Genomic DNA, 24,078 nt, shown 5'->3' with positions numbered 1-24,078 from the left:
TCAGCGCCGCACCGGCCCCCTACGGTGTGGCCCGTGCGCCGACCCTCACCTCACCCGAACCAGTCGGGTCCCCCGTTCAACGCCCTCGCCGCCCGCCGGCTCCGCGCCGCCCTCAACATGGGGCCCGAGCACGTCGCCCACGGCATGCGGGTCTCGTACGGCCTGCCGTACGTCACCCCGGATCTCGTCATCGCCTGGGAGCGGGGCGTCGCCTCCCCCCAGAACCCCGAGCTGACCGCGCTCGCGGGAGTGCTGTGGTGTTCGCCCGGTGATCTGATCGGCCGGCCGCAGACCCTGCGCGAGCACCGCATCGCCCGTTCCCTGGCGCCGGAGGACGTGGCCCGTGCCGTCGGGATCGCGCTGCCGGCGTACCTGCGGATGGAGGAGACGGACGGCTGGCGCGGCACCGACCGCCAGTCGGCCGCCCTCGCCGACGTGCTCGGCCTCGCGCTGCCCGACTTCGTGACCGTCACGGGACGCGAGGAGAAGCTCGCCGACCTGCTGACGAGTGCCGTGACGACGCGCTGGCAGGGCTATGTGCGCCCGGTCGCCAAGGTGGCGCCGCTGGACCGGCGGGTCCTGGAGAACGTCCTCCAGGTACTGCACCAGGACTACCAGGGGCACATGACCGCCACCCTCAGCTGGGGCGGCGGCAGAGGTGACTCCCACGAGGCGGGCCGCGACTTCCTCGACCGGATCGTGGAGCACTTCTGGGCGGCGGTCGAGAAGCACCCGTGAACGGTGGCGCCCGGTGGCTAGAAGACCGACTCCGCCTCGTCCATCCGGTCCTTGGGCACCGTCTTCAGCTCGGTCACGGCCTCCGCCAGCGGCACCATGACGACGTCCGTGCCGCGCAGCGCGGTCATCCGGCCGAAGTCGCCCCGGTGCGCCGCCTCCACCGCGTGCCAGCCGAAGCGGGTGGCGAGCACCCTGTCGTACGCGGTGGGCACGCCGCCGCGCTGGACGTGGCCGAGGATGACCGGCTTGGCCTCCTTGCCGAGCCTGCGCTCCAGCTCGTAGGCGAGTGCCGTGCCGATGCCCTGGAAGCGCTCGTGGCCGAACTTGTCGATCGCGCCCTTGCCGTAGTCCATGGAGCCCTCGGCGGGGTGGGCGCCCTCGGCGACGCAGACGACGGCGAACTTCTTGCCGCGGGAGAAGCGCTCCTCGACCATCTTGACCAGGTCGGCGGGGTCGAAGGGGCGCTCGGGCAGGCAGATGCCGTGGGCGCCGGCCGCCATGCCGGACTCCAGGGCGATCCAGCCGGCGTGCCGGCCCATGACCTCGACGACCATCACGCGCTGGTGGGACTCGGCGGTGGTCTTGAGGCGGTCCATCGCCTCGGTCGCGACACCGACCGCGGTGTCGAAGCCGAAGGTGCGGTCGGTGGAGGAGATGTCGTTGTCGATGGTCTTCGGCACGCCGACCACCGGGAGGCCGGCGTCCGACAGCATCCGGGCGGCCGTCAGCGTGCCCTCGCCGCCGATCGGGATGAGCGCGTCGATGCCGAAGCTCTGGATCATGTCGCCGGCGTTCTCGCAGGCCTCGCGGAGCCGGTCGCGTTCCAGCCTGGAGGAGCCGAGGATCGTGCCGCCGCGAGCGAGGATGCCGCTGACCGCGTTCAGGTCGAGGCTGCGGTAACGGCCGTCCAGCAGGCCCGCGTAGCCGTCCTCGAAGCCGATGACCTCGTCGCCGTAGTTGTCGACCGCTCGGTGCACGACCGACCGGATCACTGCGTTCAGGCCGGGGCAGTCGCCGCCTGCGGTGAGAACTCCGATACGCATCGTGCTGTGTCTCCTGCTCACTGTTGATACCGGGGAGCCGATCCAATTGTTTCACGGCCCGGGCACCGGCGGGCACCGGCGGACACTGACGGGCGCCTTATCCATCACCGGAGGTATTGTCAAGAGGGTTCCGCTCACCCCGGTGGGCGATTTTGTGTGCGCGGGACAGCCGCCGCCGGACGAAACCATCAGACGAAACGGAGAGCACGCGTGACGCGCAGCGTGTACGTGACCGGTATCGACCGCGGCGACGGCCGCCAGGTCGTCGAACTGGGGGTCATGGAGCTCCTGACCCGGCAGGTCGACCGGGTCGGCGTCTTCCGTCCCCTGGTCCACGACGGGCCCGACCGGCTCTTCGAGCTGCTGCGCGCCCGCTACCGGCTCGCCCAGGACCCCGCGACCGTGTACGGCATGGACTACCAGGAGGCGTCCGCGCTCCAGGCCGAGCAGGGCACGGACGAACTGGTGTCCGCGCTGGTCGACCGGTTCCACCTGGTGGCCCGGGACTACGACGTGGTCCTCGTCCTCGGCACCGACTTCGCCGACACCCAGTTCCCGGACGAGCTGTCGCTGAACGCGCGGCTCGCCAACGAGTTCGGCGCCTCGGTGCTGCCGGTCGTGGGCGGCCGCAAGCAGACCGCGGAGGCCGTGCTCGCCGAGACCGTCAACGCCTTCCGCGCCTACGACGGGCTGGGCTGCGACGTCCTGGCCATGGTGACCAACCGGGTCGCCCGCGAGGACCGGGACCACATCGCCGAGCGGCTCGCGAACCGGCTGCCGGTGCCGTGCTGGGTCGTGCCCGACGAGCCCGCCCTGTCGGCGCCGACCGTCTCGCAGATCGCGCACGCCCTCGGTGCCGAGGTGGTCCTCGGCGACGACTCCGGGCTCGCCCGCGACGCGCTGGACTTCGTCTTCGGCGGGGCCATGCTGCCCAACCTGCTGAGCGCCCTGACCCCCGGCTGCCTGGTCATCACCCCCGGCGACCGCGCCGACCTGGTGATCGGCACGCTCGCCGCGCACAGCGCCGGCACCCCACCGATAGCCGGCGTCCTGCTGACCCTGAACGAGGTGCCCGGCGACGGCATCCTCACCCTCGCCGCCCGCCTGGCCCCCGGTACGCCGGTGCTCTCGGTGACCGGCAACAGCTTCCCCACCGCCGAGCAGCTGTTCTCCCTGGAGGGCAAGCTCAACGCGGCCACCCCGCGCAAGGCGGAGACCGCCCTCGGCCTCTTCGAGCGGTACGTCGACACCGCCGACCTCAACAAGCGGGTCTCCGCCCCGAGCAGCGACCGCGTCACGCCGATGATGTTCGAGCACAAGCTGCTGGAGCAGGCCCGTTCCGACCTGCGCCGGGTCGTCCTGCCGGAGGGCACCGAGGAACGGGTGCTGCACGCGGCCGAGGTGCTGCTGCGCCGGGGCGTGTGCGAGCTGACGCTGCTCGGCCCCGTCGAGCAGATCCGCAAGAAGGCCGCCGACCTCGGCATCGACCTGGAGAGCGCGCAGCTGATCGACCCCGCGGTGTCCGAGCTGCGCGACTCCTTCGCCGAGAAGTACGCCGCCCTGCGCGCCCACAAGGGCGTCACCGTGGAGCTGGCGTACGACGTGGTCTCCGACGTGAACTACTTCGGCACGCTGATGGTGCAGGAGGGCCTCGCCGACGGCATGGTGTCGGGGTCGGTGCACTCGACGGCGGCGACGATCCGTCCGGCGTTCGAGATCATCAAGACGAAGCCGGAGGCGTCGATCGTCTCGTCGGTCTTCTTCATGTGCCTGGCCGACAAGGTCCTGGTCTACGGCGACTGCGCGGTCAACCCCGACCCGAACGCCGAGCAGCTCGCCGACATCGCGACCCAGTCGGCGTCCACGGCGGCGCGGTTCGGGGTGGATCCGCGGATCGCGATGCTGTCGTACTCGACGGGCACGTCCGGTTCGGGCGCGGACGTCGACAAGGTGCGCGAGGCGACGGAGCTGGTCCGCTCGCGCCGCCCGGATCTCAGGATCGAGGGGCCGATCCAGTACGACGCCGCCGTCGAGCCGTCGGTGGCCGCGACGAAGCTGCCCGGCTCGGAGGTCGCCGGGCAGGCCAGCGTGCTGATCTTCCCGGACCTGAACACCGGCAACAACACGTACAAGGCCGTGCAGCGCTCGGCCGGCGCCATCGCGGTGGGCCCGGTGCTCCAGGGTCTGCGCAAGCCGGTCAACGACCTGTCCCGGGGCGCGCTCGTCCAGGACATCGTCAACACCGTCGCCATCACGGCGATCCAGGCCCAGCAGTCCCCCAGTGAGAAGGCGTCCGACCTGTGAGCCCGACCCCGTCCCGCGTCCTCGTCCTCAACTCCGGCTCGTCGTCGGTGAAGTACCAGCTGCTCGACATGCGCGGCAGCGACCGGCTGGCGGTGGGCCTCGTCGAGCGGATCGGCGAGGAGAGCTCACGGCTCAAGCACACCCCGGCGGGCGGCGAGAGCCGGGAGTGGAGCGGGTCCGTTCCCGACCACGACGCGGCGCTGAAGGCCGTGGCGGCGGAGCTGGCCAAGGACGGCCTCGGCCTGGACTCGCCCGAGCTGGCCGCGATAGGGCACCGGGTGGTGCACGGCGGGAAGCACTTCACCGAGCCGACCGTCGTGGACGACGCGGTGCTCGCCGAGATCGAGCGGCTGATCCCGGTCGCCCCGCTGCACAACCCGGCGGGCCTCGCCGGCATCCGCACCGCGCAGGCGCTGCGCCCGGACCTGCCGCAGGTCGCCGTCTTCGACACCGCCTTCCACACCACCATGCCGGAGTCCGCGGCCCGCTACGCGATCGACGTCGAGACCGCCGACGCGCACCGCGTGAGGCGCTACGGCTTCCACGGCACCTCGCACGCGTACGTCTCGCGGGAGACCGCGAGGCTGCTGGGCCGGGCCCCCGAAGAGGTGAACGTCATCGTGCTGCACCTGGGCAACGGGGCGTCCGCCTCGGCGGTGCGGGGCGGTCGCTGCGTGGACACCTCCATGGGGCTGACGCCTTTGGAGGGACTCGTGATGGGTACGCGCTCGGGTGACATGGATCCGGCCGTCATCTTCCATTTGATGCGTGTTGGTGGAATGTCCGCCGACGAGATCGACACTCTTCTCAACAAGAGGAGCGGTCTGATCGGTCTCTGCGGCGACAACGACATGCGGGAGATCCGCCGCCGTGTGGACGCCGGCGACGAGCGGGCGCGGCTGGCCTTCGACATCTACATTCACCGGCTGAAGAAGTACATCGGCGCCTATTACGCCGTTCTCGGACGGGTGGACGCCGTGGCCTTCACGGCCGGGGTCGGGGAGAACGCGGCGCCGGTGCGGGAGGCGGCGGTGGCGGGCCTGGAGGGGCTCGGCCTGGCGGTCGACGGCGAGCTGAACGCCGTACGCGGGGACGGGGCGCGGCTGATCTCGCCCGCGGACGCGCGGGTGGCGGTGGCCGTGGTGCCGACCGACGAGGAAATGGAGATCGCGACACAGGCCTACGCTCTGGTCGAAAAGGAAAGGTGAGGGCACCCGAGGACAGCTGAATAATTCTCTTGTGAGCACCGAGGCGCCCATTTGTATCTTCCGCCAGACGGAATATTCCGCAGCGAAACAAACCGATAGGATCGCCCCATGCGCCGTTCGAAAATCGTCTGTACTCTCGGCCCCGCGGTCGACTCCCACGAGCAGCTCGTTGCGCTGATCGAGGCCGGCATGAACGTGGCCCGCTTCAACTTCAGCCACGGCACCCATGCGGAGCACCAGGGGCGTTACGACCGTGTCCGGGCCGCCGCCAAGGAGACCGGCAGGGCCATCGGTGTCCTCGCCGACCTCCAGGGTCCGAAGATCCGCCTGGAGACCTTCGCGGAGGGTCCCGTCGAGCTGGTGCGCGGTGACGAGTTCACCATCACCACCGAGGACGTGCCGGGCGACCGGACGATCTGCGGCACGACGTACAAGGGCCTGCCCGGTGACGTCACCAAGGGCGACCAGGTGCTCATCAACGACGGCAACGTCGAGCTGAAGGTCACCGAGGTCGAGGGCCCCCGGGTGAAGACGATCGTCATCGAGGGCGGCGTCATCTCCGACCACAAGGGCATCAACCTGCCCGGCGCGGCCGTGAACGTGCCCGCGCTGAGCGAGAAGGACATCGAGGACCTCCGGTTCGCGCTGCGGATGGGCTGCGACCTGGTCGCCCTCTCCTTCGTCCGGGACGCCAAGGACGTCGCCGACGTGCACCGCGTGATGGACGAGGAGGGCCGCCGGGTCCCCGTCATCGCCAAGGTGGAGAAGCCGCAGGCGGTGGAGAACATGGAGGGCGTCGTCGCGGCCTTCGACGCCGTCATGGTCGCCCGTGGCGACCTGGCCGTCGAGTACCCGCTCGAGAAGGTCCCCATGGTGCAGAAGCGCCTGATCGAGCTGTGCCGGCGCAACGCCAAGCCGGTGATCGTGGCGACCCAGATGATGGAGTCGATGATCACCAACTCCCGTCCGACCCGCGCCGAGGCCTCCGACGTCGCCAACGCGATCCTGGACGGCGCGGACGCGGTCATGCTGTCGGCGGAGTCGTCGGTGGGCGCGTACCCGATCGAGACGGTCAAGACGATGTCGAAGATCGTCACCGCCGCCGAGCAGGAGCTGCTCTCCAAGGGCCTGCAGCCGCTGGTGCCGGGCAAGAAGCCGCGCACGCAGGGCGGTTCGGTGGCCCGCGCCGCCGCCGAGATCGCCGACTTCCTGGGCGGCAAGGGCCTGGTGGCCTTCACCCAGTCCGGTGACACCGCCCGCCGGCTGTCCCGCTACCGCGCGACCCAGCCGATCCTCGCCTTCACCACCGACGAGTCGACCCGCAACCAGCTGGCGCTCAGCTGGGGCGTGGAGCCGCACGTGGTGCCGTTCGTGAACAGCACCGACGAGATGGTCGACCTGGTGGACCAGGAGACGATGCGCCTCGGCCGCTTCAACGACGGCGACATCGTCGTGATCACCGCCGGTTCGCCCCCCGGCGTGCCCGGCACCACCAACATGGTCCGCGTGCACCACCTGGGCGAGACCCGCCGCGCCTGACGGTCCCCGCACCCGGCTTCCGCCGGCTTCTGTACGGCGCTGAGGGCGCCCCCTGCGCACAGGGGGCGCCCTCGGACTTGTCGCGGCTCCCGGACGGGCTCGCGGACGCGGTCGGTCAGGTCGTGTACTGGTGCAGCCCCGGGATGTGGAGCGTGCCGCCGAACTGGCCGGCCTGGACGACCGTCACCTTCGTGAAGTAGATGAGCGGGATGTCCAGCGGCGGCGGGTGCTCCGGGTCGAAGGTGATCGGGATCAGCCCGAGCAGGTTGCCCGAGATGCTCTCGGTGTACATCACCGTGTCGCCGTCGCGGATCGTGGACGTGGAGCCCTTGGCCGCCTGCACGTGGTACGTCTTGCCGGCCTGCTCGTCCTTCACCGTCTGGTGCAGGTCGCCGATGTCGGTGCCGTTGGATATGACGTACTTCAGCACCTTCTTGGTGGTGCCGTTGGCCGTCTTCACCTCGACGACGCCCTTGTAGGAGGCGCCCTTCAGCAGCAGCGAGCTGGCGTTGAGCTGCCAGGGGTCGTCGGGCAGCGGCACCGCGTTGTCGACGCCGCCCTCCTCGTCCGTGGCGACCGGGCAGTCGTCCACGTCCGTGCCGGCGCTCTCGGAGGCGCTGGGGGTGGGGCTGGGCGAGGCGGTGGCCTCACCTGCCGCTTCCTTCGCCTCCTCGGCCGCCTCGTCCACCGACTCCTCGGTGTCCTCGGCAGTCCCGGACGCCGCGTCGGTCGTGTCCTCGACGGCATCCCTCGCCGTGTCGGTGACCTTGTCGGCGGCCTTGTCGGTGTCCTCGCCCGCGTCCTTGCCCGTGGTGTCCTTCGCGGGGTCGGACGCGTCGTCGCCGGCGCCGTCCGACGCCGAGGCCGAGGGGGTCGGCGTGGGGCTCGGGCTCTCCTCGGCCTTCTCGCCGCCGGTGAAGATGCCCTCGATGGCGTCGCCGACGCCCTCCAGCAGACCGCCGCCGGACTCGGACGGGGACGGCTCCGCGGCGCCCGCGCCGGCCGACTCCTCGCTCTGCGACTCCTTGTTCTGCGACTCCTGGGACGCGGAAGGGCTCGGGGCGGGGTCAGTCTCGTCGCCCGTATCACCCTGGTCACCCGTGTCGCCCGTGTCGCCCGTGGCGCCCGTGGCGTCCTTGTCGTCGGAACCTGAATCCGACGAAGAGGACTCACCGGTGCCCGCGCCCTTGCCGGATTCCGAGGGGCCGGGCTCCGTCTCGTCGCCCTTGTCGTCGTCGGCCCCGTCGGTCGCCGAGGGCGACGGTGTGGGCGACTCGGACGTGCCCTTCTCGGCGTCCTCCAGGGCCGCCACGCAGTCCTTGTACTCGTCGGCCGTCAGGCTGTTCGAGGTCGGCTTCGCGGAGTCGTTGCCGTCGGCGAGGGCCAGCGTCGGCGTGAACCCCATTCCCATGAGGACGGCCGTGGGCATCGCCGCCAGGGCTATCGCCTTCCCGGCCGGCATGTGGAACCTGGTGAACAACGGCTTCTTGGGTGCCGCGTGGCGCGGCCCGGTTCTCACACGGGACGACTCCACGTCAGTCCCGCGGGTCACCTCGTCAGCCGGCACTGTGCCTCCCGTTCGCCCCGTTGGCCGGGCTCGTTCCTGACAGATCGTTCGCCCCCAGTGCCTCGAAGGTCTGGGTGGGCCCCCCGCCCTCCATCCCCTCGCGCGGCCTCGGCACCGCGGCGTCGGACGCCGTGCTGCCGGGGGCTGGGATGCCGGGGAGCCCGGTGCCGGGGACCACGCCCTCGGGCGCGTCACCCGCGCCCTTGCCCTCCACCGGCGGCTCGTTCTGCGGCGGTTCGCCCGGCACCCACGACACGGCCATCGCTCCGCCGACCAGCGCGAGCAGGAAGCCGATGAGGAAGCCGCCGAGGTTGGACACGGGGATGGAGACCAGCGCCAGCAGGATCGCCGCCACACCCGCGAAGACACGGACGTGCTTCTGGAACCACAGGCTGACGCCCAGGACGACCAGCAGCACACCGATGATCAGTGACCCGGAGCCCGCGGTGGTGGCCATCGCGAGGGTCAGGTGACCGATCTGGAGGTTCGCGTACGGGAAGTAGGCGATGGGGAGTCCGCCGAGCGCGATGAACAGGCCGGCCCAGAACGGCCGCCCGCCTCGCCAGGCACGGAACTGCAACCTCCGGCGGGTGAACTGGCCGGCTGCGGCAGGAGTCTCGGCGCTCATGGAAAACAGCTCCCTGGTACGGCTTTGCTGTGGTGGAGATGCGGGCCGCGCGCGACGGCACGGCCGGAGGGAGAGTGGACGGGCGGGGGCGCCATGGCTCCCCCGCCCGTCAAGGGGTGCTTAGTAGCACTCCTTGACACCCTTGGACAGCGACATCTTCAGTCCGCTGAGCTTGAAGGTTCCGGCGGTGGTCGCCCACGCCGTCTGCTTCACGTTCTTCAGCGTTGCCGAATCGGCCTGCTGAGCGAATCCGTTGGGGTTCGCAGTGTCGCCCTTCTTGATGCCGGGACCCTTGTTGGCGTCCTTGGCGGCGACACCGATGTCGATACCACGGAACGTTGCATCGGCCTCGAGGTTCTCGACATCGATGTACAGGTTCTCGGCCTCGACCGCGGTGTCTCCGCCGCCGGCCTTCAGCATGAGGCTGACGGAGCCGATCAACGGGATGTCCGGGGTGACCACGGACTGGCACATGTTCTTGATCGACGCGGACTTGAACGCCGAGACCGCGACGGGGTGAGCCGTCTTCTCGCCCTTCAGCGTGTAACCCGAGTCGATCGCCCCGTACTGGGAGAAGCCCGTGCCGTCGAGCCGGTCCGCCGTCACCTTGAACGACTGGCCGGAAACGCTGAACGACGCGGCGAGAGCGCCCTGCGCGAGCGCGACGCCTATCGCAGCCGTGGCGGCCACGCTGGGCACCATCACCACAGCGAACCGCTTCCATCTGGTCCCGCCACGCACCTGGGACTCCATATTTCCTCCTTCTCGGACGTACATCTCCTGGCCTCGGCCGGCCGCCGGTTCGGCGGCGCGGTCTGGCAGGGATGGGAGAAGTGCTACGTCCTCGGGAAGGAGAGCGCCCGCACTCGGCGGCACGTACAACGCGCCCGAATCACCGGCGATCACCCCCGAGCGACAACCACTGGTCGCGCCTGACACGCATCACGCACAACCCTGCTGGACAGGCTTCGCCGGGTGGACGAAGACCCCCCTGTCCAAGAGCCGGCTCCACTGCCGCCGGCTCTGCTCGGTGGGGACCCAGGAACCCCCGTGACCCGACTGGCTTTCGGGGTACGGGAATGGACCGAGCGTCGCCGATCGTGGTGCATTCTCGCCGTCGACACAAGGGGGTTCGTTACTCACTAGTAACGGCCGGATAACCGCGGGACGACACACCGGCCCCGCACGGCGACGCTGGGTGCGCCATGGGGGCGGAACAAAACAATTGATCGATGGACAGAATCCGACAGATCGGCGCCACTGACTTACTGGCAGTAACAGCGGCCGCGATTGCCAAGATTTGGCAAAGCGCGGCCGCACTGGCGTCCCGTCGACAGCTCTTTCACTCGGGCACCACCCGGACGAACGGTCGGTGACCGGTCGGCGAAAGGGGCCCGGAGCGCCCTCTAGTACAGGGCGCGGGCCAGCGCCCTGCGCGCCACGGCAACCCGCGGATCGTCGGCGCCGACCACCTCGAACAGCTCCAGCAGCCGCAGCCGTACGGCGTCCCGGTCGTCCCCGGCCGTGACGCGCACCGTGTCGATGAGGCGCCCGAAGGCGTCCTCCACGTGACCGCCCACCAGATCCAGGTCGGCGGCGGCGATCTGCGCCTGGGCGTCACCCGGCTTGTCGGCCGCGTCCTGACGGACCCGCTGCGGGTCGGCGCTCTGCACGCGCTGGAGCAACTCGGCCTGGGCCAGGCCCAGTTTGGCCTCCGTGTTGCCCGGGTCCTCGCCGAGCACGTTCTTGTATGCCTGGACGGCTCCGGCCAGGTCGCCGGCGTCCAGCGCCTGCACGGCGGCCTCCAAGGCCGCGTCGTGCGGACCGGCCGGACGCTCGGGGGCGGCGGCGGGCTGCGCGCCCGGCTCCGCCTCGGGGTCGACGGCGAGACCGGTCAGGCCGAAGCGCTCCTCGGCGACCTGCACCAGCTGGTCCAGGGTCTGGCGGATCTGCGCCTCACTGGCGGCACCCTGGAAGAGCGGCAGCGCCTGTCCGGCCACGACCGCGAACACGGCCGGGATGCCCTGGACACCGAACTGCTGCATCAGCATCTGGTTGGCGTCGACGTCGATCTTGGCGAGGACGAAACGGCCGCTGTACTCGACGGCGAGGCGTTCGAGCACCGGGCTCAACTGCTTGCAGGGCTCGCACCACTCGGCCCAGAAGTCGATGACGACCGGGACCTCGGTGGACCGCTGCAGGACTTCACTCTCGAAGCCGGCCTCGTCGACGTCGATGACGAGGTCGGCCGGCGAGACGGCACCCGTCCCGCCGTGCCGGGCCGCCTCGGCGCGCGCCTGCTCCGCCTTCGCCTTGGCCTCCTGGGCCTGCTTCACCGCGGCGAGGTCGACGACCCCGCTCATGGACATGTTCCGTGGCTGCATGGGTCTATCCTCCCCCGTACTCCGCGCGTGCGTGAAAAGCGGGTCGAAAGCCCGCCCTGAAGTGTTCTGTCGGCGCCGGGTCCCCACCCCACGCCCGTGGTCGTCGCTGGGGCACGGGCGGACCCGTGCTTTCGCTACGACCCGTAGCGTAATGCCCCGACGGACCGCGGGAACACCCCGCCCCCGTGATCTCCCTCACGGTCACTCGCGGGTTACCCCCCGGTTAAGGTCGGGGAATGCAGAGCAGTACCTCCGCCGGCCGTACCGGGCGCCCTCGCAGCGCCGCGGCGGACACCGCGATCCTGGCCGCGACGCGGGCGGCCCTGGTGGACCTGGGCTGGTCGAAGCTCACCCTGGGAGACGTGGCGACGCGGGCCGGGGTTGCCAAGACCACGCTCTATCGCCGCTGGGCGGGCAAGAACGAGCTGGTGGTCGACGCGGTCGCCGAACTGTTCGACGAGCTGCGGCTCCCCGACCGCGGCTCCCTGGCCGCCGACATCGAGGGCGTGGTGCTCCAGTTCGCGGCGATCCTGGCCCGCCCGGAGGCCAAGAGCGGCCTGATGGCGGTGGTCGCCGAGTCCACGCGGGACGACGCGCTGCGCGAGCGCATCCGCACGTCGATCGTGGAACGCCAGAAACGCCTGGTCCTGGAGGGCAGGGCGCGCGCCCAGGCACGCGGCGAGCTGCCCCCCGAGACCGACCCGGCCGAGGCCGCCCGCACCGCGGACCTCATCTTCGACGTGGTGGCGGGTGCGGTGGTCCACCGCACCCTGGTCAGCGCGGAGCCGGCGGACGGGGAGTGGGTGCGGGGTCTGACGCAGGTGCTGCTGTGGGGGCTGGCCTCCCAGCCGACCGAGTCGGGTGGTGGGTGGGCATAGGCCGGGGGTCCAGGGGCGGAGCCCCCTGGACTACGCCCGCACCGGCACCGTGCACCTAGAACCCCGCCGGCTCCGTGTACACCCCCCACTCGTCCCGCAGCACGCCACAGATCTCCCCCAGCGTCGCCTCCGCACGCGCCGCGTCCAGCATCGGCCCGATCATGTTGGCCCCGGAGCGCGCCGCGGCCAGCATGCCGTCCAGAGCGCTCCGCACGGCCGCCTCGTCGCGAGCGGCCTTGCGCTCGCCCAGCGCCCGCACCTGCTCGCGCTCCACCTCGTGGCTGACCCGCAGGATCTCCAGGTCACCGGTGACGGAACCCGTGTGGACGTTGACGCCGACGACCTTCTTGTCGTCCTTCTCCAGGGACTGCTGGTAGCGGAAGGCGGACTCGGCGATCTCGCCGGTGAACCAGCCGTCCTCTATGCCGCGCAGGATGCCGGAGGTGATCGGCCCGATGGGGTGCTGCCCGTCGGGATGGGCCCTGAGCCCCCGCTCCTTGATCTGCTCGAAGATCTTCTCCGCGTCCGCCTCGATCCGGTCCGTCAGCTGCTCGACGAACCAGGAACCGCCCAGCGGGTCGGCGACGTTTGCGACGCCGGTCTCCTCCATCAGCACCTGCTGGGTGCGCAGGGCGATCTCGGCGGCCTGCTCGCTGGGCAGGGCGAGGGTCTCGTCCAGGGCGTTGGTGTGCAGGGAGTTGGTGCCGCCGAGGACCGCCGCGAGCGCCTCCACCGCCGTACGCACCACGTTGTTGTAGGGCTGCTGGGCGGTGAGCGAGACGCCGGCGGTCTGCGTGTGGAAACGCAGCCACTGTGCCTTGTCGGACTTCGCGCCGTACACGTCCCGCATCCAGCGGGCCCAGATGCGCCGCGCCGCGCGGAACTTGGCGATCTCCTCGAAGAAGTCGAGGTGCGCGTCGAAGAAGAAGGAGAGGCCGGGGGCGAAGACGTCGACGTCCAGCCCGCGGGACAGGCCCAGCTCCACGTACCCGAAGCCGTCCGCCAGCGTGTACGCCAGTTCCTGCGCGGCCGTCGAGCCGGCCTCGCGGATGTGGTAGCCGGAGACGGAGAGCGGCTTGTAGTCGGGGATGCCGGCCGCGCAGTACTCCATCAGGTCGCCGATCAGGCGCAGGTGCGGCTCGGGCTGGAAGAGCCACTCCTTCTGGGCGATGTACTCCTTGAAGATGTCGGTCTGGAGCGTGCCGTTGAGCACGGAGGCGTCCACGCCCTGCCGTTCCGCGGCGACGAGGTACATGCAGAACACGGGGACGGCGGGCCCGCTGATCGTCATGGAGGTCGTCACGTCCCCGAGCGGGATGTCGTCGAACAGCACCTCCATGTCGGCGGCCGAGTCGATGGCCACGCCGCAGTGCCCGACCTCGCCCAGGGAGCGGGGGTCGTCGGAGTCGCGGCCCATCAGCGTCGGCATGTCGAAGGCGACCGAGAGCCCGCCTCCGCCGTTGCGGAGGATCATCTTGTAGCGCTCGTTGGTCTGCTCGGCGTTGCCGAACCCGGCGAACTGCCGGATGGTCCACGTCCGCCCTCGGTATCCGGTCGGATGCAGGCCGCGGGTGAAGGGGTACTCCCCCGGCCAGCCGATCCGCTCGAAGCCCTCGTACTCGTCCCCGGGCCGGGGTCCGTACACCGGCTCCACGAGATCGCCGGAGAGCGTGGTGAAGTCCGCGTCGCGCTTGCGCGCCGCGTCGTACCGGGCCTGCCAGCGAAGGCGGCCCTCCTCTATGGCGTGAGCGTCCATACCCTCGAATTTACTAGGACGTCCAAGTAAATGTCGATGGGGTACCGCCGCACGGGTGCCCGTACGGCGGTGAGAGGGCTTGACAGGGACTGTCTACGCCCCGGCGACCGCGGGCGCCTCGGCCGCGGCGACCTTGGCCTCCAGCTCCTGGCTGACCTTGCGCTCCACGAAGAACGCGGCGGTCGGGATGGTCCCGGCCAGCAGCACCCACAGCTGCTTGCTGACCTTCCACTTCGCCTTGGCACCCAGGTCGAAGGCGAAGACGAGGTAGACGACGTACAGCCAGCCGTGCGCGATGCTGACGATGCGGGTGAAGTCGGCGGCACCGTCCATGTCCAGCACGTACTTGGCGATCATGCCGAGGCAGAGCAGGATCAGCAGCACACCGGTGACGTACGCCATGACCCGGTAGCGGGTCAGCACGCTCTTTTTCATGCGTACGAGCGTAACCGTCCGATTCGCGCGATCTTCGGGCGGGCCCGGCGACTCGCTAGGGCCTGTCTGACAATTCCCGTCGTCGCCCGGAGGGCGGCCTCGCGGCGTCAGGTGCGGCGAGAGTGCGTGCATGGCGTCGCGAGGCAGACGGGAATTGTCAGACAGGCCCTAGGCCTCCTCGAAGTCCCCCGCGGCGACCCGCAGCGGCCTGAGCATCGCGAAGATCTCGCCGCACTCCTCGGCGTCGTACGCGCCCAGGCCGAAGTCCATCGCCATGAGGTCGCGGGTGGCCGCCTCGACCACCTCACGGCCCTTGTCGGTGATGGTGGCGAGCGTGCCGCGGCCGTCGTTGGGGTTGGGGCGCTTGTCCACCAGGCCCGACCTCACCAGCCGGTCGACGGTGTTCGTCACGGAGGTGGGGTGCACCATGAGGCGCTCACCGATCTTGGACATCGGCAGTTCGCCCGACTTGGAGAAGGTGAGCAGCACCAGCGCCTCGTAGCGCGCGAAGGTCAGTCCGTACGGCTTGACCACGGCGTCGACCTCGCCCAGCAGGATCTGGTGCGCCCGCATGATCGAGGTGATGGCGGACATGGAGGGCACGCCACCCCAGCGCTGCTTCCAGAGTTCGTCGGCACGGGCGATGGGATCGAAGGAGAGACTGAGGGGCTTCGGCACGGCAACAGACCATACCGGCCGGTCACATGCCGGTCAGCCCCGTCTCGCCTTTCGATACCACCGCCCGCCGCGCACGGCTACCCGGCGAGATGCCGCTCCACCGTGTCGACCTTCGACGTGAGGCCGTCCGTCACGCCGGGGCGGATGTCCGCCTTGAGGACCAGGGAGACGCGCGGTGCCCGCGCCTCGACGGCGGCGACGGCCCGCCTGACGACGTCCATGACCTCGTCCCACTCGCCCTCGACGGACGTGAACATCGCGTCGGTGCGATGGGGCAGGCCCGACTCGCGAACCACCCGTACGGCGTCGGCGACGTACTCCCCCACGTCCTCGCCGACGCCGAGCGGCGTCACGGAGAAGGCGACGATCACGCGCCCACGACCCCTTCCTGGCGGGCGCGGGAGGCGATGACCGCGCTCTCGGCCTCACGCTTGAGCCTGCGCTCGGCGAAGAAGCCGCCGGTCGGCAGGACCGACATGACGAAGTAGAAGGCGGCGGTGCCGAAGGACCACTTGGCGCGGTTCCAGGCGTCCGCCCAGAAGATCACGTACAGGACGAAGAGAACGCCGTGGACCATGCCCATCACGGGCACCGCGTTGAAGTCCGTGGTCCGCTTCAGGACGGAGCAGACCAGCAGCAGGAGGAACGAGATCGCCTCGGGGCCGGAGACCAGGCGGAGGCGGCGGAGGGCGGAGGCGGTCTTGAGGTCCACGGGTCACCTTCGGTGGGAGAGGGATCGGGAGAGGGGTCGATACGTCGGGCACCGCCGGACAGGCGGTTTGTGAACGTGCGCACAAGCGCGCGTCCATTGTGGCAAACCGCCGACGCGCCCGGGCGAGGGGGGCGGGAACCTGTCGGCGGGCCCGCCCGGCGGGCTACCTTCACATTTGTGGCGATGTTCCGACTTCAAGACAGCAAGGTACTCGCCGTCGACATGACCGGGGACGCCGTGAAGGCGAAGAACGGCTCGATGGTCGCGTACGACGGTGAGATGGCCTTCAAGAAGCTGAGCGGCGGCGGTGAGGGGATCCGGGGGATGGTGACCCGGCGGATCACCGGCGAGCAGATGACGGTGATGGAGGTGAAGGGGCACGGGACCTGCTGGTTCGCGGACCGGGCGTCGGAGATCAGCCTCGTGGGTCTCCAGGGCGACACGCTCTACGTCGAGTCCAGCAACTTCCTGGCGGCCGACGCCGGGCTGCGCACGGGCACCAGCTTCACGGGGACGCGCGGCGCCTCCCAGGGCAACGGGTTGTTCACCACGACCGTGGAGGGCCACGGACAGGTGGCGATCATGTCGGACGGGCCGGCGGTGGTGCTGCGGGTCAGCGCCCAGTACCCGCTGACGGTCGACCCGGGGGCGTACGTCGCGCACCAGGGGAACCTGCGGCAGTCCTTCCAGTCGGGTGTGACGTTCCGCACGCTGTTCGGGGAGGGCGGCGGGGAGGCCTTCCAGATCCGCTTCGAGGGCGACGGCCTGGTGTACGTGCAGCCGAGCGAGCGGAACACGATCGCGGGGGATGTGTGAGATGGCCTTCCAGGAGATCAACTCCAAGATGGTGCAGGCGACCATGGCGCCCGGGCAGCGGCTGTTCAGTCAGCGCGGCGCGATGCTCGCCTACCAGGGCGAGGTGTCCTTCACTCCGAACATGTCCGGTGGCCAGGGCGGCGTCATGTCGATGATCGGCCGCCGGGTGGCCGACGAGGACACGCCGCTGATGACCGTCGAGGGCAGCGGCACGGTGCTCTTCGGGCACGGCGGCCACCACGTGCAGGTGATCGGCCTCGCCGGCGACACCCTGTACGTCGAGGCGGACCGCCTCCTCGCCTTCGAGGGCACCCTGGAGCAGGGCACGGTGTTCCTGGGCTCGCAGGGCGGGGTCATGGGCATGGTGCGCGGCCAGGTCAGCGGTCAGGGGCTGTTCACGACCACCCTGAAGGGACACGGCTCCGTGGCGGTGATGGCCCACGGGGGCGTCTTCGAGATCCCCATCACCCCGCAGCGCCCGGTGCGCGTCGATCCGCAGGCCTACGTCGCCCACCACGGCGACGTACGCAACAAGCTGTCCACGGCGATGGGCTGGCGGGACATGGTGGGGCGCGGCTCCGGCGAGGCGTTCCAGCTGGAGCTGAGCGGCAGCGGCACGGTGTTCGTCCAGGCGTCCGAGGAGAAGCTGTGAGCACGGTCCACCACGACCCGGCGACGCTGCCGGCCGACGACAACGTCAACGCGTACACCTTCTGCGTGGAGCTGAAGGGGAGCCAGTGGTTCCTGCAGAAGGGGAAGATGATCGCCTACTACGGGACGATCGAGTTCAACGGGATCGGGCACGGCCGGCTGGACCGTCTGATGCGCACGTCCTTCCATTCGCCTCTGCACGCGAGCGACTGGGTCGTGGCCGAGGGTTCGGGCAAGATGCTCCTCGCCGACCGGGCCTTCGACGTGAATTCATATGACCTTGAAGATGGCAATCTGACCATTCGCTCTGGCAACTTGCTTGCTTTTCAGCCAAGTCTCGCGCTCAAGCAGTCGATCGTGCCGGGTTTCCTGACACTGATCGGAACCGGAAAGTTCGTGGCCGCGTCGAACGGTCCGGTGGTGTTCATGGAACCCCCGATCCGGGTCGACCCCCAGGCCCTGGTCGGCTGGGCCGACTGCCCGTCCCCGTGCCATCACTACGACCACGGGTACATGACCGGTCTGATGGGCGGTCTACGTGCGATGACGGGACTCGGCGGGGCCTCCGGGGAGGAGCACCAGTTCGAGTTCGTGGGGGCGGGGACGGTGCTGCTGCAGTCGAGCGAGGCGCTGATGGCGGAGCAGGCCACGGGGGCCACTCCGCAGCAGGCGGGGGTGCCCGGCGGCGGCGCGTCCGGAGCGCCGGGAGGCCGGTCCGGGGTACCGGGTCTTCCCGGACAGCTGGGGGACCTCCAGCGCCGCTTCGGGCTGTGAGCGGTAATCTGCGGAGTGTGACATCGAACGCGTGCGCACCGTCATCGTCACGGAAAGCCCCTCATTAGTTCACCTTTCAACCTTTTAGGTAGACTTCATTCATGGAGACCGAGACGGCCACCCGCTGGCTGACCGATACGGAGCAGTGTGCTTGGCGCACCCACCTGGAGGTCAACAGGCTGTTGACGCACCAGCTCGAGAAGGACCTGCAGCCGTTCGGCCTGACAATGAACGACTACGAAATCCTGGTGAACCTCTCCGAGTCGGAGGGCGACAGAATGCGGATGAGCGACCTGGCCACCGCCACGATGCAGTCCAAGAGCCGCCTCTCCCACCAGATCACCCGCATGGAGAACGCGGACCTGGTCCGGCGGGAGAACTGCGAGTCCGACCGCCGCGGGCTCTACGCCGTCCTCACCGAGCACGGCCTGGAGACGATGCGGAAGGTCGCGCCGCACCACGTGGCGTCCGTTCGCAGGCACTTCATCGACCTGCTGGACCCCGAGGCCCTGACCGAGCTCGACAAGGCGCTCAAGCCGATCGCTGAGCACCTGCGCGGGCAGCGAGGACGCTCCTGATCACGTCCGCCCGGACCGTGCGGGCCTAGGCACCCGGCAGGCGGAGCTCGAACAGGGCGCCGCCTGCCGGTGCTTCGTGGACGGTGAGCGTGCCCCCGTGCCGCACGGCGACGTCGCGGGCGATGGCCAGCCCCAGCCCCGCCCCGCCGTCGTCGCGGCTGCGGGCGGCGTCGAGCCGTACGAACCTCTCGAAGATCCGCTCCCGGTCGGCCGCCGGCACGCCCTCCCCGTCGTCGGACACCGCGACCACGGCCGTGTCGCCGTCCCGCCGGACGGAGACCTCCACCGCCGAGCGGGCGTGCCGCTGCGCGTTGTCGAGCAGATTGGCCAGCACCCGCCCCAGCTGCCCCCGCGACCCGGCCACCGTCACCTCGCCCGCAGCGTCGCCCTCGGCCCGCACGCTCACCCCGCTCCGGCCCCCGGCCTCCTCCCGCGCGAGCACCGCGAGGTCGACGCGCGCGTCGGCGGGCCGCTCCCCCGCGTCCAGCCTGGCCAGCAGCAACAGATCGGCGGCGAGCCGCTGCAGCCGTACGGTGTCCTCCACGGCGCCGTCGAGGTCGAGCAGCTCCGGGTGGGCGGCGGCCACCTCCAGCTGGGTGCGCAGCGAGGCGATCGGACTGCGCAGCTCGTGCGAGGCGTCGGCGACGAAGCGCCGCTGCCGCTCCACCGACGACTCCAGGGCGGCCAGCGTCTGGTTGGTGGTCGAGGCGAGCCGGGCGACCTCGTCGTGGGTGTCCGGCACCGGGACGCGGCGCGCGAGGTCCTCGCTGGCGGTGATCGCGGCCATCTCCCGGCGGATGCCCGCCACGGGGCGCAGCGCGCGCCCGGTGACCAGCCAGGTCACCCACCCGACGACCGCGAGCAGCAGCGGGAAGCCGATCAGCATGACGGTCAGCGCGGTGTTCACGGCGCCGTGTTCGGCGGACAGCGGGGCACCGGCGTAGACGGTGAGATCGTCCCCGGCCCGGTTCTGCACGGGTACGGCGGCGAAGCGGTAGTCCTCCGTGTCGCCGTCGATCGTCGCGGAACCGTCGCTGACGGTGGTCCGCTCGCCGATCTCACCGGGCTCCAGCGACTCGCCGGAGTCGTCGTCGTCCGAGTCACCGTCGCCGTCGCCGTCGTCGTCGCCGGTGGAGGCGGGGATGGGCTGCGGCTTCACGGCGTCGACACCGGTGCCGCTGATCCGCTCCAGGTCCTCGCTGGCGGCCACCAGCCCGCCGTCCTCGTCGACGACCTGCACCGGGCGGTCGTCCACGTCCAGCGACAGCTCGGTGTACGGCGTCCCGACGGCCAGCTCGGTGGCGACCTCCCGTGCGGAGCGCTCCGCCTGGGTGCCGGCCTCACCGAGCAGGTTGGAGCGCAGGGACAGCAGGACGGCGGTGCCGGCCGCGACGAGGGCGACGGCGACCACCAGGGTGGCGCCGAGCGTGGCCCGGGCCCGGACCGACCCGAGGAGCCGGCTCACCGCTCGCCCTCCAGCCGGTAACCGGCGCCGCGCACGGTGCGGATGAGACCGGCGCGCAGCTTGCGCCGCAGGGCGCTGACGTACACCTCGACGATGTTGGGGTCGCCCTCGTAGGCGAAGTCCCAGACGTGCTCCAGGATCTCCGCCTTGGACACGACCTGTCCGGCCCGCACCACGAGCTGCTCCAGGACGGCGAACTCCTTCGCGGTGAGGGTGACTTCGCGTTCGCCCAGGAAGACCCGGCGGGCGGCGGTGTCGACCTTCAGGTCGCCGTGGACGTGCACGGGCGACGCCCCGGCGCCCTGTGCCCGGCGCCGCAGCAGGGCCTTCACGCGGGCGACGAGGACGACGTACGAGAAGGGCTTGGTGAGGTAGTCGTCCGCGCCCGTGTCCAGGCCCTCGGCCTCGTCGTACTCGCCGTCCTTGGCGGTGAGCATGAGGATCGGCACGTCGTGCCCGGCGGCGCGCAGGGCGGCGCAGACCCGGTAGCCGTTGAGGCCGGGCAGCATGATGTCGAGGATGACGAGGTCGTACGTACCCTCGCCGGCCCGGTGCAGGCCCTCCAGGCCGTCGTGGACGACGTCCACGGCGTAGCCCTCCGCGGTGAGGCCCTTGGCGAGCGACACGGCGAGGCGCTTCTCGTCCTCCACGATCAAGATTCGAGAGGGGCGGCGCGAAGCGCCTCGGGCAGGATGGTGGTGGGCGACGGGCGGGCGCATGCGTAAAGAGTCGCAAAGCGAAGCTGAAGATCCCTTCAGGCGGCTTCAGGTTGGCCTCAGCGTCGGTCCGCGACAGTGAAGGCGTCGAAATCACATCGACTCGAACGACCTTGTACGACTCGGGAGGAACCGCATGAAGCGCGACATCGTGATCGCCGCCGTCACCGCCGCCGCACTGATCGGAGGCGGTACGGCGACGGCTCTGGCGACCACCGGGGACGACGAGCCGGGTACGACGCGGCAGGCGGACGTCCGGGCCTCGGACGACGACGCGAACGACGACGCCGGCGACCGGGACGACTCCCGCGACCGCGATGACGACGACGCCCGCGTGTCCTCCGCGAAGGTGACGGCGGCCGACGCCATCGCCTCCGCCCTGAAGAAGGTGCCGGGCACCGCCGTCTCCGCCGAACTGGACGACGAGGACGGCGACGACGGTGAGCGCACGGCCTGGGAGGTCGACGTCCTCGCCGGTGACGGCACCTGGCACAGCGTCCGGATCGACCCGGCAGGCGGCAAGGTCCTCGGCTCGGAGACGGACGACGAGGACGACACCGACGAGGTGCGGGCCGCTCTGAAGGGCTCCTCCGTGGACGCCGCCGAGGCCGCGAAGGCGGCGGCCGGCCACGGCACCGTGACCTCCGTGGAGCTGGACGACGACGGCCACTACGGCGACGGCAAGGCGGCCTGGGAGGTCGAGACGCGGTCCTCCGGCAAGGCCGAGCAGGACTGGCGGGTGGACCTGAAGACCGGCAAGGTCACGGCCGACCGCTCGGACGACTCGCACTCGCACCCGGACTCCGACTCGGACGACGACTGAGCAGTCCCGGTTGCTCCACGGACCGGCCGTGGCGGCGCCCCGGCACCAGCGCCGCCGCCACGGCGACCGCGCCGGACACCGCGAAGCAGACCGGCAGCGGCAGCCGTTCCACCAGCAGGCCCACCGCCGCGGCGCCGGCGGAACCGCCGGCGTTCACGGCCGTGTTGCACCAGGCTCCCGCCCGGATCCGGAAACCGGGCGCCGCGCTCTCGTCGGCGATCAGGTAGGCCGTCGTGAGCGCCGGTGCCACGAACAGGCCCGCGCAGGCGACCGCCACGACGAGCGTGCCGACGCCGGACGCGAGGCCCGCGGCGACCAGGCAGACACCGAGGCCGGCCGTGAGGAACGGGAGCCGGGCACGGGCGGACGAGCTCCAGGTGATGGCGCCGTTCAGGAGCCCGCCGACCGCACTGCCCGCCGACAGCGCCGCGAGCACCCAGGCGACGGTGGAGCCGCCGAGGCCGCGCTGGCCCGCGAAGGCGACGACGAGGAGGTCGACGGCGCTCACCGAGATGCCGACGCCCGCGGCGACGGCGACGGGCTGCAGCAGGGCACGCCCCTGCCCCGCTCCCCCTCGGCCGGACGGCGCGGAGACGTCCTGCGCACGCTCCGCCGGACGCAGCACGCCCGCCGCCGGTGACGTGACGAAGGCGAGGGTGCCCACCGCCACCAGCAGCGCGCTGAGCACGATGCCGACGGTCGGCGGGGCGACGCCGATCACCACGCCGACCAGGAGCGGGCCGGAGACGAAGAGCAGCTCCTCGGCGACGCCGTCCAGGCTGTAGGCGCGCTGCAGCATGGCCCGGTCGGGCAGCAGTTCGGCCCACACCGCGCGCATCGTGGGCCCGAGCGGGGGCGTGCAGGCGCCCGCGAACGCGGCGGTCACCGCGAGGACGGCCGCGGGCGTGCCCGGCTGCCGGCAGACCGCCGCGAGCGCGCACAGCAGGGCGGCGTACAGCAGGGCCATGGGGAGCAGGGCCCGGCGCGGGCCGTGCCGGTCGACGAGGGCCGCGCGGTAGGGGGAAAGGAAGACGCCCGTGGCGCCGAAGATCGCCAGTACCGTGCCGGCCACGGCGTACGACCCGGTGGACCGGGTCAGGGAGAGCATCAGGGCGAGGGAGACCGTGCCGTACGACAGCCGGCCGACAAGAGCGGCGGCGAAGGTACGGCGGGCGTGGGGGACACGGAGGACGGCGGCATACGAGGGCCGCGGAGCATGCGTGGACACGGAAGGTTCCTCAGAGGAAGGCAACGAGGGGGCGCCGAAGCACGCGACGGCCGGGTAGCGGCGGTCGCGTGCGGGGCGGGCCCTAGGCCAAGAGGAGGAACATGCGGGTCAACATACCGGGCGGCGCCGCGGCCGCACCGGGTTTTTCGGGTTCCGGCGTCAGCCGCTCGTCAGCCCGGCCACCAGTTCGTCGGCCGCGCGGTACGGGTCCAGTTCGCCCGCCACGATGCGTTCCGCCAGGGCGCCCAGGCGGCGGTCGCCGTGGAGGTCGCCGATGCGTTCGCGCAGGGTGGTGACGGCGATCGTCTCGACCTCGCGGGCGGCGCGGGTGCGGCGGCGTTCGGCCAGGACGTTCCGTTCCTCCATCCACGCGCGGTGCTTCTCCAGGGCCTCGACGACCTCGTCGACGCCCTCGCCGCGCGCGGCGACGGTCTTGACGATGGGCGGGCGCCAGTCGCCGGGACCGCGGGCCTCGCCGAGGCCCAGCATGTGGTTCAGCTCGCGGGCGGTCGCGTCCGCGCCGTCGCGGTCGGCCTTGTTGACGACGTAGACGTCGCCGATCTCCAGGATTCCGGCCTTGGCCGCCTGGATGCCGTCGCCCATGCCCGGGGCGAGGAGGACGACGGAGGTGTCGGCCTGGGAGGCGATCTCGACCTCCGACTGGCCCACGCCCACCGTCTCGACCAGGATCACGTCGCAGCCCGCCGCGTCGAGGACGCGGATCGCCTGCGGCGCGGCCCAGGCGAGGCCGCCGAGGTGGCCGCGGGTCGCCATCGAGCGGATGTAGACGCCCGGGTCGGACGCGTGCTCCGACATCCGGACGCGGTCGCCGAGCAGGGCGCCGCCGGAGAAGGGGGAGGACGGGTCGACGGCGAGCACGCCGACCCGCTTGCCCTGCTTGCGGTACGCCGTCACCAGCGCCGAGGTGGAGGTGGACTTGCCGACGCCCGGCGAGCCGGTCAGTCCGACCACGTACGCCCCGCCGGTCAGCGGCGCGAGGGCCGCCATGACCTCCCTGAGCTGCGGGGACGCCCCCTCCACCAGGGAGATCAGCCGGGCCACGGCCCGCGGCCGGCCTTCCCTGGCCTGGGCGACCAGCGAGGAGACGTCCTGCATCACAGCTCCGTTCAGCTTCGTTCGGTGAGAAGGCGGGAAGG

General features: G+C 71.0%; 24 protein-coding genes. 10 read left to right on the top strand and 14 right to left on the bottom strand.

The annotated features are described in order from the left end of the window. Positions 1-24 precede the first annotated feature (24 nt). Positions 25-738 (top strand): helix-turn-helix domain-containing protein, encoded by a 714-nt coding sequence (locus ACFW48_RS21460; protein ID WP_386316821.1) that lies wholly within the window; start codon positions 25-27, stop codon positions 736-738. A 17-nt stretch (positions 739-755) separates the two neighbouring features. On the opposite strand, the gene ACFW48_RS21455 is transcribed toward ACFW48_RS21460, so the two are convergent. Next, a complete protein-coding gene (locus ACFW48_RS21455; RefSeq protein ID WP_386316820.1) occupies positions 756-1,781 on the bottom strand; it encodes an ATP-dependent 6-phosphofructokinase in 1,026 nt (341 codons plus the stop codon). 210 nt (positions 1,782-1,991) lie between these two features. Here ACFW48_RS21455 and pta point away from each other — a divergent pair, with 210 nt between their 5' ends. The 3 genes from pta to pyk all read left to right on the top strand — a co-directional run bounded on the left by pta (position 1,992) and on the right by pyk (position 6,832). Beyond that, on the top strand, positions 1,992-4,085 hold the full coding sequence (gene pta / locus ACFW48_RS21450; protein ID WP_386316818.1) for a phosphate acetyltransferase: 2,094 nt from the start codon (positions 1,992-1,994) through the stop codon (positions 4,083-4,085). Further along, positions 4,082-5,293, top strand: coding sequence for an acetate kinase (locus ACFW48_RS21445; protein WP_386316817.1), 1,212 nt, complete (start codon positions 4,082-4,084; stop codon positions 5,291-5,293). The genes pta and ACFW48_RS21445 overlap by 4 nt, the downstream gene beginning before the upstream one ends. Before the next feature lie 108 nt (positions 5,294-5,401). Further along, positions 5,402-6,832 (top strand): pyruvate kinase, encoded by a 1,431-nt coding sequence (gene pyk, locus ACFW48_RS21440; protein WP_386316816.1) that lies wholly within the window; start codon positions 5,402-5,404, stop codon positions 6,830-6,832. 115 nt (positions 6,833-6,947) lie between these two features. Here pyk and ACFW48_RS21435 read toward each other — a convergent pair whose 3' ends face one another. The 4 genes from ACFW48_RS21435 to ACFW48_RS21420 form a co-directional block, all read right to left on the bottom strand. Beyond that, a complete protein-coding gene (locus ACFW48_RS21435) occupies positions 6,948-8,399 on the bottom strand; it encodes a hypothetical protein (protein ID WP_386316814.1) in 1,452 nt (483 codons plus the stop codon). Continuing rightward, positions 8,389-9,027, bottom strand: coding sequence for a DUF6114 domain-containing protein (locus tag ACFW48_RS21430; protein WP_386316813.1), 639 nt, complete (start codon positions 9,025-9,027; stop codon positions 8,389-8,391). The genes ACFW48_RS21435 and ACFW48_RS21430 overlap by 11 nt, the downstream gene beginning before the upstream one ends. Before the next feature lie 120 nt (positions 9,028-9,147). Further along, positions 9,148-9,780, bottom strand: coding sequence for a DUF6230 family protein (locus ACFW48_RS21425; RefSeq protein ID WP_345629773.1), 633 nt, complete (start codon positions 9,778-9,780; stop codon positions 9,148-9,150). 653 nt (positions 9,781-10,433) lie between these two features. Further along, positions 10,434-11,411 carry a tetratricopeptide repeat protein gene (locus ACFW48_RS21420; RefSeq protein WP_386316811.1) on the bottom strand — a complete coding sequence of 326 codons (978 nt, stop codon included), beginning with the start codon at positions 11,409-11,411 and terminating at the stop codon, positions 10,434-10,436. Positions 11,412-11,647: 236 nt separating this feature from the next. On the opposite strand from ACFW48_RS21420, the gene ACFW48_RS21415 reads away from it, so the two are divergent. Beyond that, the gene (locus ACFW48_RS21415) at positions 11,648-12,289 is read left to right on the top strand and encodes a TetR/AcrR family transcriptional regulator (protein WP_386316809.1); all 642 of its coding nucleotides are present in this window, start codon (positions 11,648-11,650) and stop codon (positions 12,287-12,289) included. 55 nt (positions 12,290-12,344) lie between these two features. On the opposite strand, the gene ACFW48_RS21410 is transcribed toward ACFW48_RS21415, so the two are convergent. The 5 genes from ACFW48_RS21410 to ACFW48_RS21390 form a co-directional block, all read right to left on the bottom strand. Then, complete coding sequence (locus ACFW48_RS21410; RefSeq protein WP_386316807.1) at positions 12,345-14,045, bottom strand: methylmalonyl-CoA mutase; 1,701 nt, start codon at positions 14,043-14,045, stop codon at positions 12,345-12,347. A gap of 93 nt (positions 14,046-14,138) precedes the next feature. Next, positions 14,139-14,480 (bottom strand): DUF3817 domain-containing protein, encoded by a 342-nt coding sequence (locus tag ACFW48_RS21405; protein WP_386316806.1) that lies wholly within the window; start codon positions 14,478-14,480, stop codon positions 14,139-14,141. A gap of 168 nt (positions 14,481-14,648) precedes the next feature. Beyond that, positions 14,649-15,158 (bottom strand): MarR family winged helix-turn-helix transcriptional regulator, encoded by a 510-nt coding sequence (locus ACFW48_RS21400; RefSeq protein WP_386316804.1) that lies wholly within the window; start codon positions 15,156-15,158, stop codon positions 14,649-14,651. Between the two features lie 77 nt (positions 15,159-15,235). Next, positions 15,236-15,529 carry an MTH1187 family thiamine-binding protein gene (locus tag ACFW48_RS21395; RefSeq protein ID WP_386316802.1) on the bottom strand — a complete coding sequence of 98 codons (294 nt, stop codon included), beginning with the start codon at positions 15,527-15,529 and terminating at the stop codon, positions 15,236-15,238. Next, on the bottom strand, positions 15,526-15,870 hold the full coding sequence (locus ACFW48_RS21390; RefSeq protein ID WP_055421893.1) for a DUF3817 domain-containing protein: 345 nt from the start codon (positions 15,868-15,870) through the stop codon (positions 15,526-15,528). The genes ACFW48_RS21395 and ACFW48_RS21390 overlap by 4 nt, the downstream gene beginning before the upstream one ends. Before the next feature lie 183 nt (positions 15,871-16,053). On the opposite strand from ACFW48_RS21390, the gene ACFW48_RS21385 reads away from it, so the two are divergent. The 4 genes from ACFW48_RS21385 to ACFW48_RS21370 all read left to right on the top strand — a co-directional run bounded on the left by ACFW48_RS21385 (position 16,054) and on the right by ACFW48_RS21370 (position 18,689). Next, entirely contained in the window at positions 16,054-16,686 is a 633-nt protein-coding gene (locus ACFW48_RS21385; protein WP_279561783.1) for an AIM24 family protein, read from the top strand. A gap of 1 nt (position 16,687) precedes the next feature. Then, the gene (locus ACFW48_RS21380; RefSeq protein ID WP_386316799.1) at positions 16,688-17,338 is read left to right on the top strand and encodes an AIM24 family protein; all 651 of its coding nucleotides are present in this window, start codon (positions 16,688-16,690) and stop codon (positions 17,336-17,338) included. After that, complete coding sequence (locus ACFW48_RS21375) at positions 17,335-18,111, top strand: AIM24 family protein (protein WP_386316797.1); 777 nt, start codon at positions 17,335-17,337, stop codon at positions 18,109-18,111. The genes ACFW48_RS21380 and ACFW48_RS21375 overlap by 4 nt, the downstream gene beginning before the upstream one ends. A gap of 101 nt (positions 18,112-18,212) precedes the next feature. Further along, entirely contained in the window at positions 18,213-18,689 is a 477-nt protein-coding gene (locus ACFW48_RS21370; protein ID WP_386316795.1) for a MarR family winged helix-turn-helix transcriptional regulator, read from the top strand. A 25-nt stretch (positions 18,690-18,714) separates the two neighbouring features. Here the strand turns inward: ACFW48_RS21370 and ACFW48_RS21365 are convergent, their stop codons facing one another. Then, positions 18,715-20,154, bottom strand: a complete 1,440-nt coding sequence (locus tag ACFW48_RS21365) for a sensor histidine kinase (protein WP_386316793.1) — start codon at positions 20,152-20,154, stop codon at positions 18,715-18,717. Then, entirely contained in the window at positions 20,151-20,873 is a 723-nt protein-coding gene (locus tag ACFW48_RS21360) for a response regulator transcription factor (RefSeq protein WP_386316792.1), read from the bottom strand. The genes ACFW48_RS21365 and ACFW48_RS21360 overlap by 4 nt, the downstream gene beginning before the upstream one ends. A 133-nt stretch (positions 20,874-21,006) precedes the next feature. Between ACFW48_RS21360 and ACFW48_RS21355 the strand changes: the two genes are divergently transcribed. Further along, positions 21,007-21,693, top strand: a complete 687-nt coding sequence (locus tag ACFW48_RS21355) for a PepSY domain-containing protein (protein ID WP_386316790.1) — start codon at positions 21,007-21,009, stop codon at positions 21,691-21,693. Here the strand turns inward: ACFW48_RS21355 and ACFW48_RS21350 are convergent. Together ACFW48_RS21350 and meaB are read right to left on the bottom strand one after the other, a co-directional pair. Then, a complete protein-coding gene (locus tag ACFW48_RS21350) occupies positions 21,632-22,921 on the bottom strand; it encodes an MFS transporter (RefSeq protein WP_386316789.1) in 1,290 nt (429 codons plus the stop codon). The genes ACFW48_RS21355 and ACFW48_RS21350 overlap by 62 nt on opposite strands. Before the next feature lie 159 nt (positions 22,922-23,080). Then, on the bottom strand, positions 23,081-24,037 hold the full coding sequence (gene meaB / locus ACFW48_RS21345) for a methylmalonyl Co-A mutase-associated GTPase MeaB (protein ID WP_386316788.1): 957 nt from the start codon (positions 24,035-24,037) through the stop codon (positions 23,081-23,083). Between the last annotated feature and the right edge of the window lie 41 nt (positions 24,038-24,078).

This window comes from Streptomyces sp. NPDC058812, assembly GCF_042744565.1.
In the GTDB taxonomy this organism is placed as follows: domain Bacteria; phylum Actinomycetota; class Actinomycetes; order Streptomycetales; family Streptomycetaceae; genus Streptomyces; species Streptomyces thinghirensis.
This window is presented reverse-complemented; position numbering and strand designations above follow the sequence as displayed.

Bases quoted from the DNA above. Each gene is read 5' to 3' on its own strand.
- ACFW48_RS21370 (WP_386316795.1), top strand. From the start codon at position 18,213: ATGGAGACCGAGACGGCCACCCGCTGGCTGACCGATACGGAGCAGTGT.
- ACFW48_RS21425 (WP_345629773.1), bottom strand. From the start codon at position 9,780: ATGGAGTCCCAGGTGCGTGGCGGGACCAGATGGAAGCGGTTCGCTGTG.
- meaB (WP_386316788.1), bottom strand. From the start codon at position 24,037: ATGCAGGACGTCTCCTCGCTGGTCGCCCAGGCCAGGGAAGGCCGGCCG.
- ACFW48_RS21360 (WP_386316792.1), bottom strand. From the start codon at position 20,873: ATGCGCCCGCCCGTCGCCCACCACCATCCTGCCCGAGGCGCTTCGCGC.
- ACFW48_RS21430 (WP_386316813.1), bottom strand. From the start codon at position 9,027: ATGAGCGCCGAGACTCCTGCCGCAGCCGGCCAGTTCACCCGCCGGAGG.
- ACFW48_RS21355 (WP_386316790.1), top strand. From the start codon at position 21,007: ATGAAGCGCGACATCGTGATCGCCGCCGTCACCGCCGCCGCACTGATC.
- ACFW48_RS21385 (WP_279561783.1), top strand. From the start codon at position 16,054: ATGTTCCGACTTCAAGACAGCAAGGTACTCGCCGTCGACATGACCGGG.
- ACFW48_RS21410 (WP_386316807.1), bottom strand. From the start codon at position 14,045: ATGGACGCTCACGCCATAGAGGAGGGCCGCCTTCGCTGGCAGGCCCGG.
- ACFW48_RS21420 (WP_386316811.1), bottom strand. From the start codon at position 11,411: ATGCAGCCACGGAACATGTCCATGAGCGGGGTCGTCGACCTCGCCGCG.
- ACFW48_RS21415 (WP_386316809.1), top strand. From the start codon at position 11,648: ATGCAGAGCAGTACCTCCGCCGGCCGTACCGGGCGCCCTCGCAGCGCC.
- ACFW48_RS21380 (WP_386316799.1), top strand. From the start codon at position 16,688: ATGGCCTTCCAGGAGATCAACTCCAAGATGGTGCAGGCGACCATGGCG.
- pyk (WP_386316816.1), top strand. From the start codon at position 5,402: ATGCGCCGTTCGAAAATCGTCTGTACTCTCGGCCCCGCGGTCGACTCC.
- ACFW48_RS21455 (WP_386316820.1), bottom strand. From the start codon at position 1,781: ATGCGTATCGGAGTTCTCACCGCAGGCGGCGACTGCCCCGGCCTGAAC.
- ACFW48_RS21405 (WP_386316806.1), bottom strand. From the start codon at position 14,480: ATGAAAAAGAGCGTGCTGACCCGCTACCGGGTCATGGCGTACGTCACC.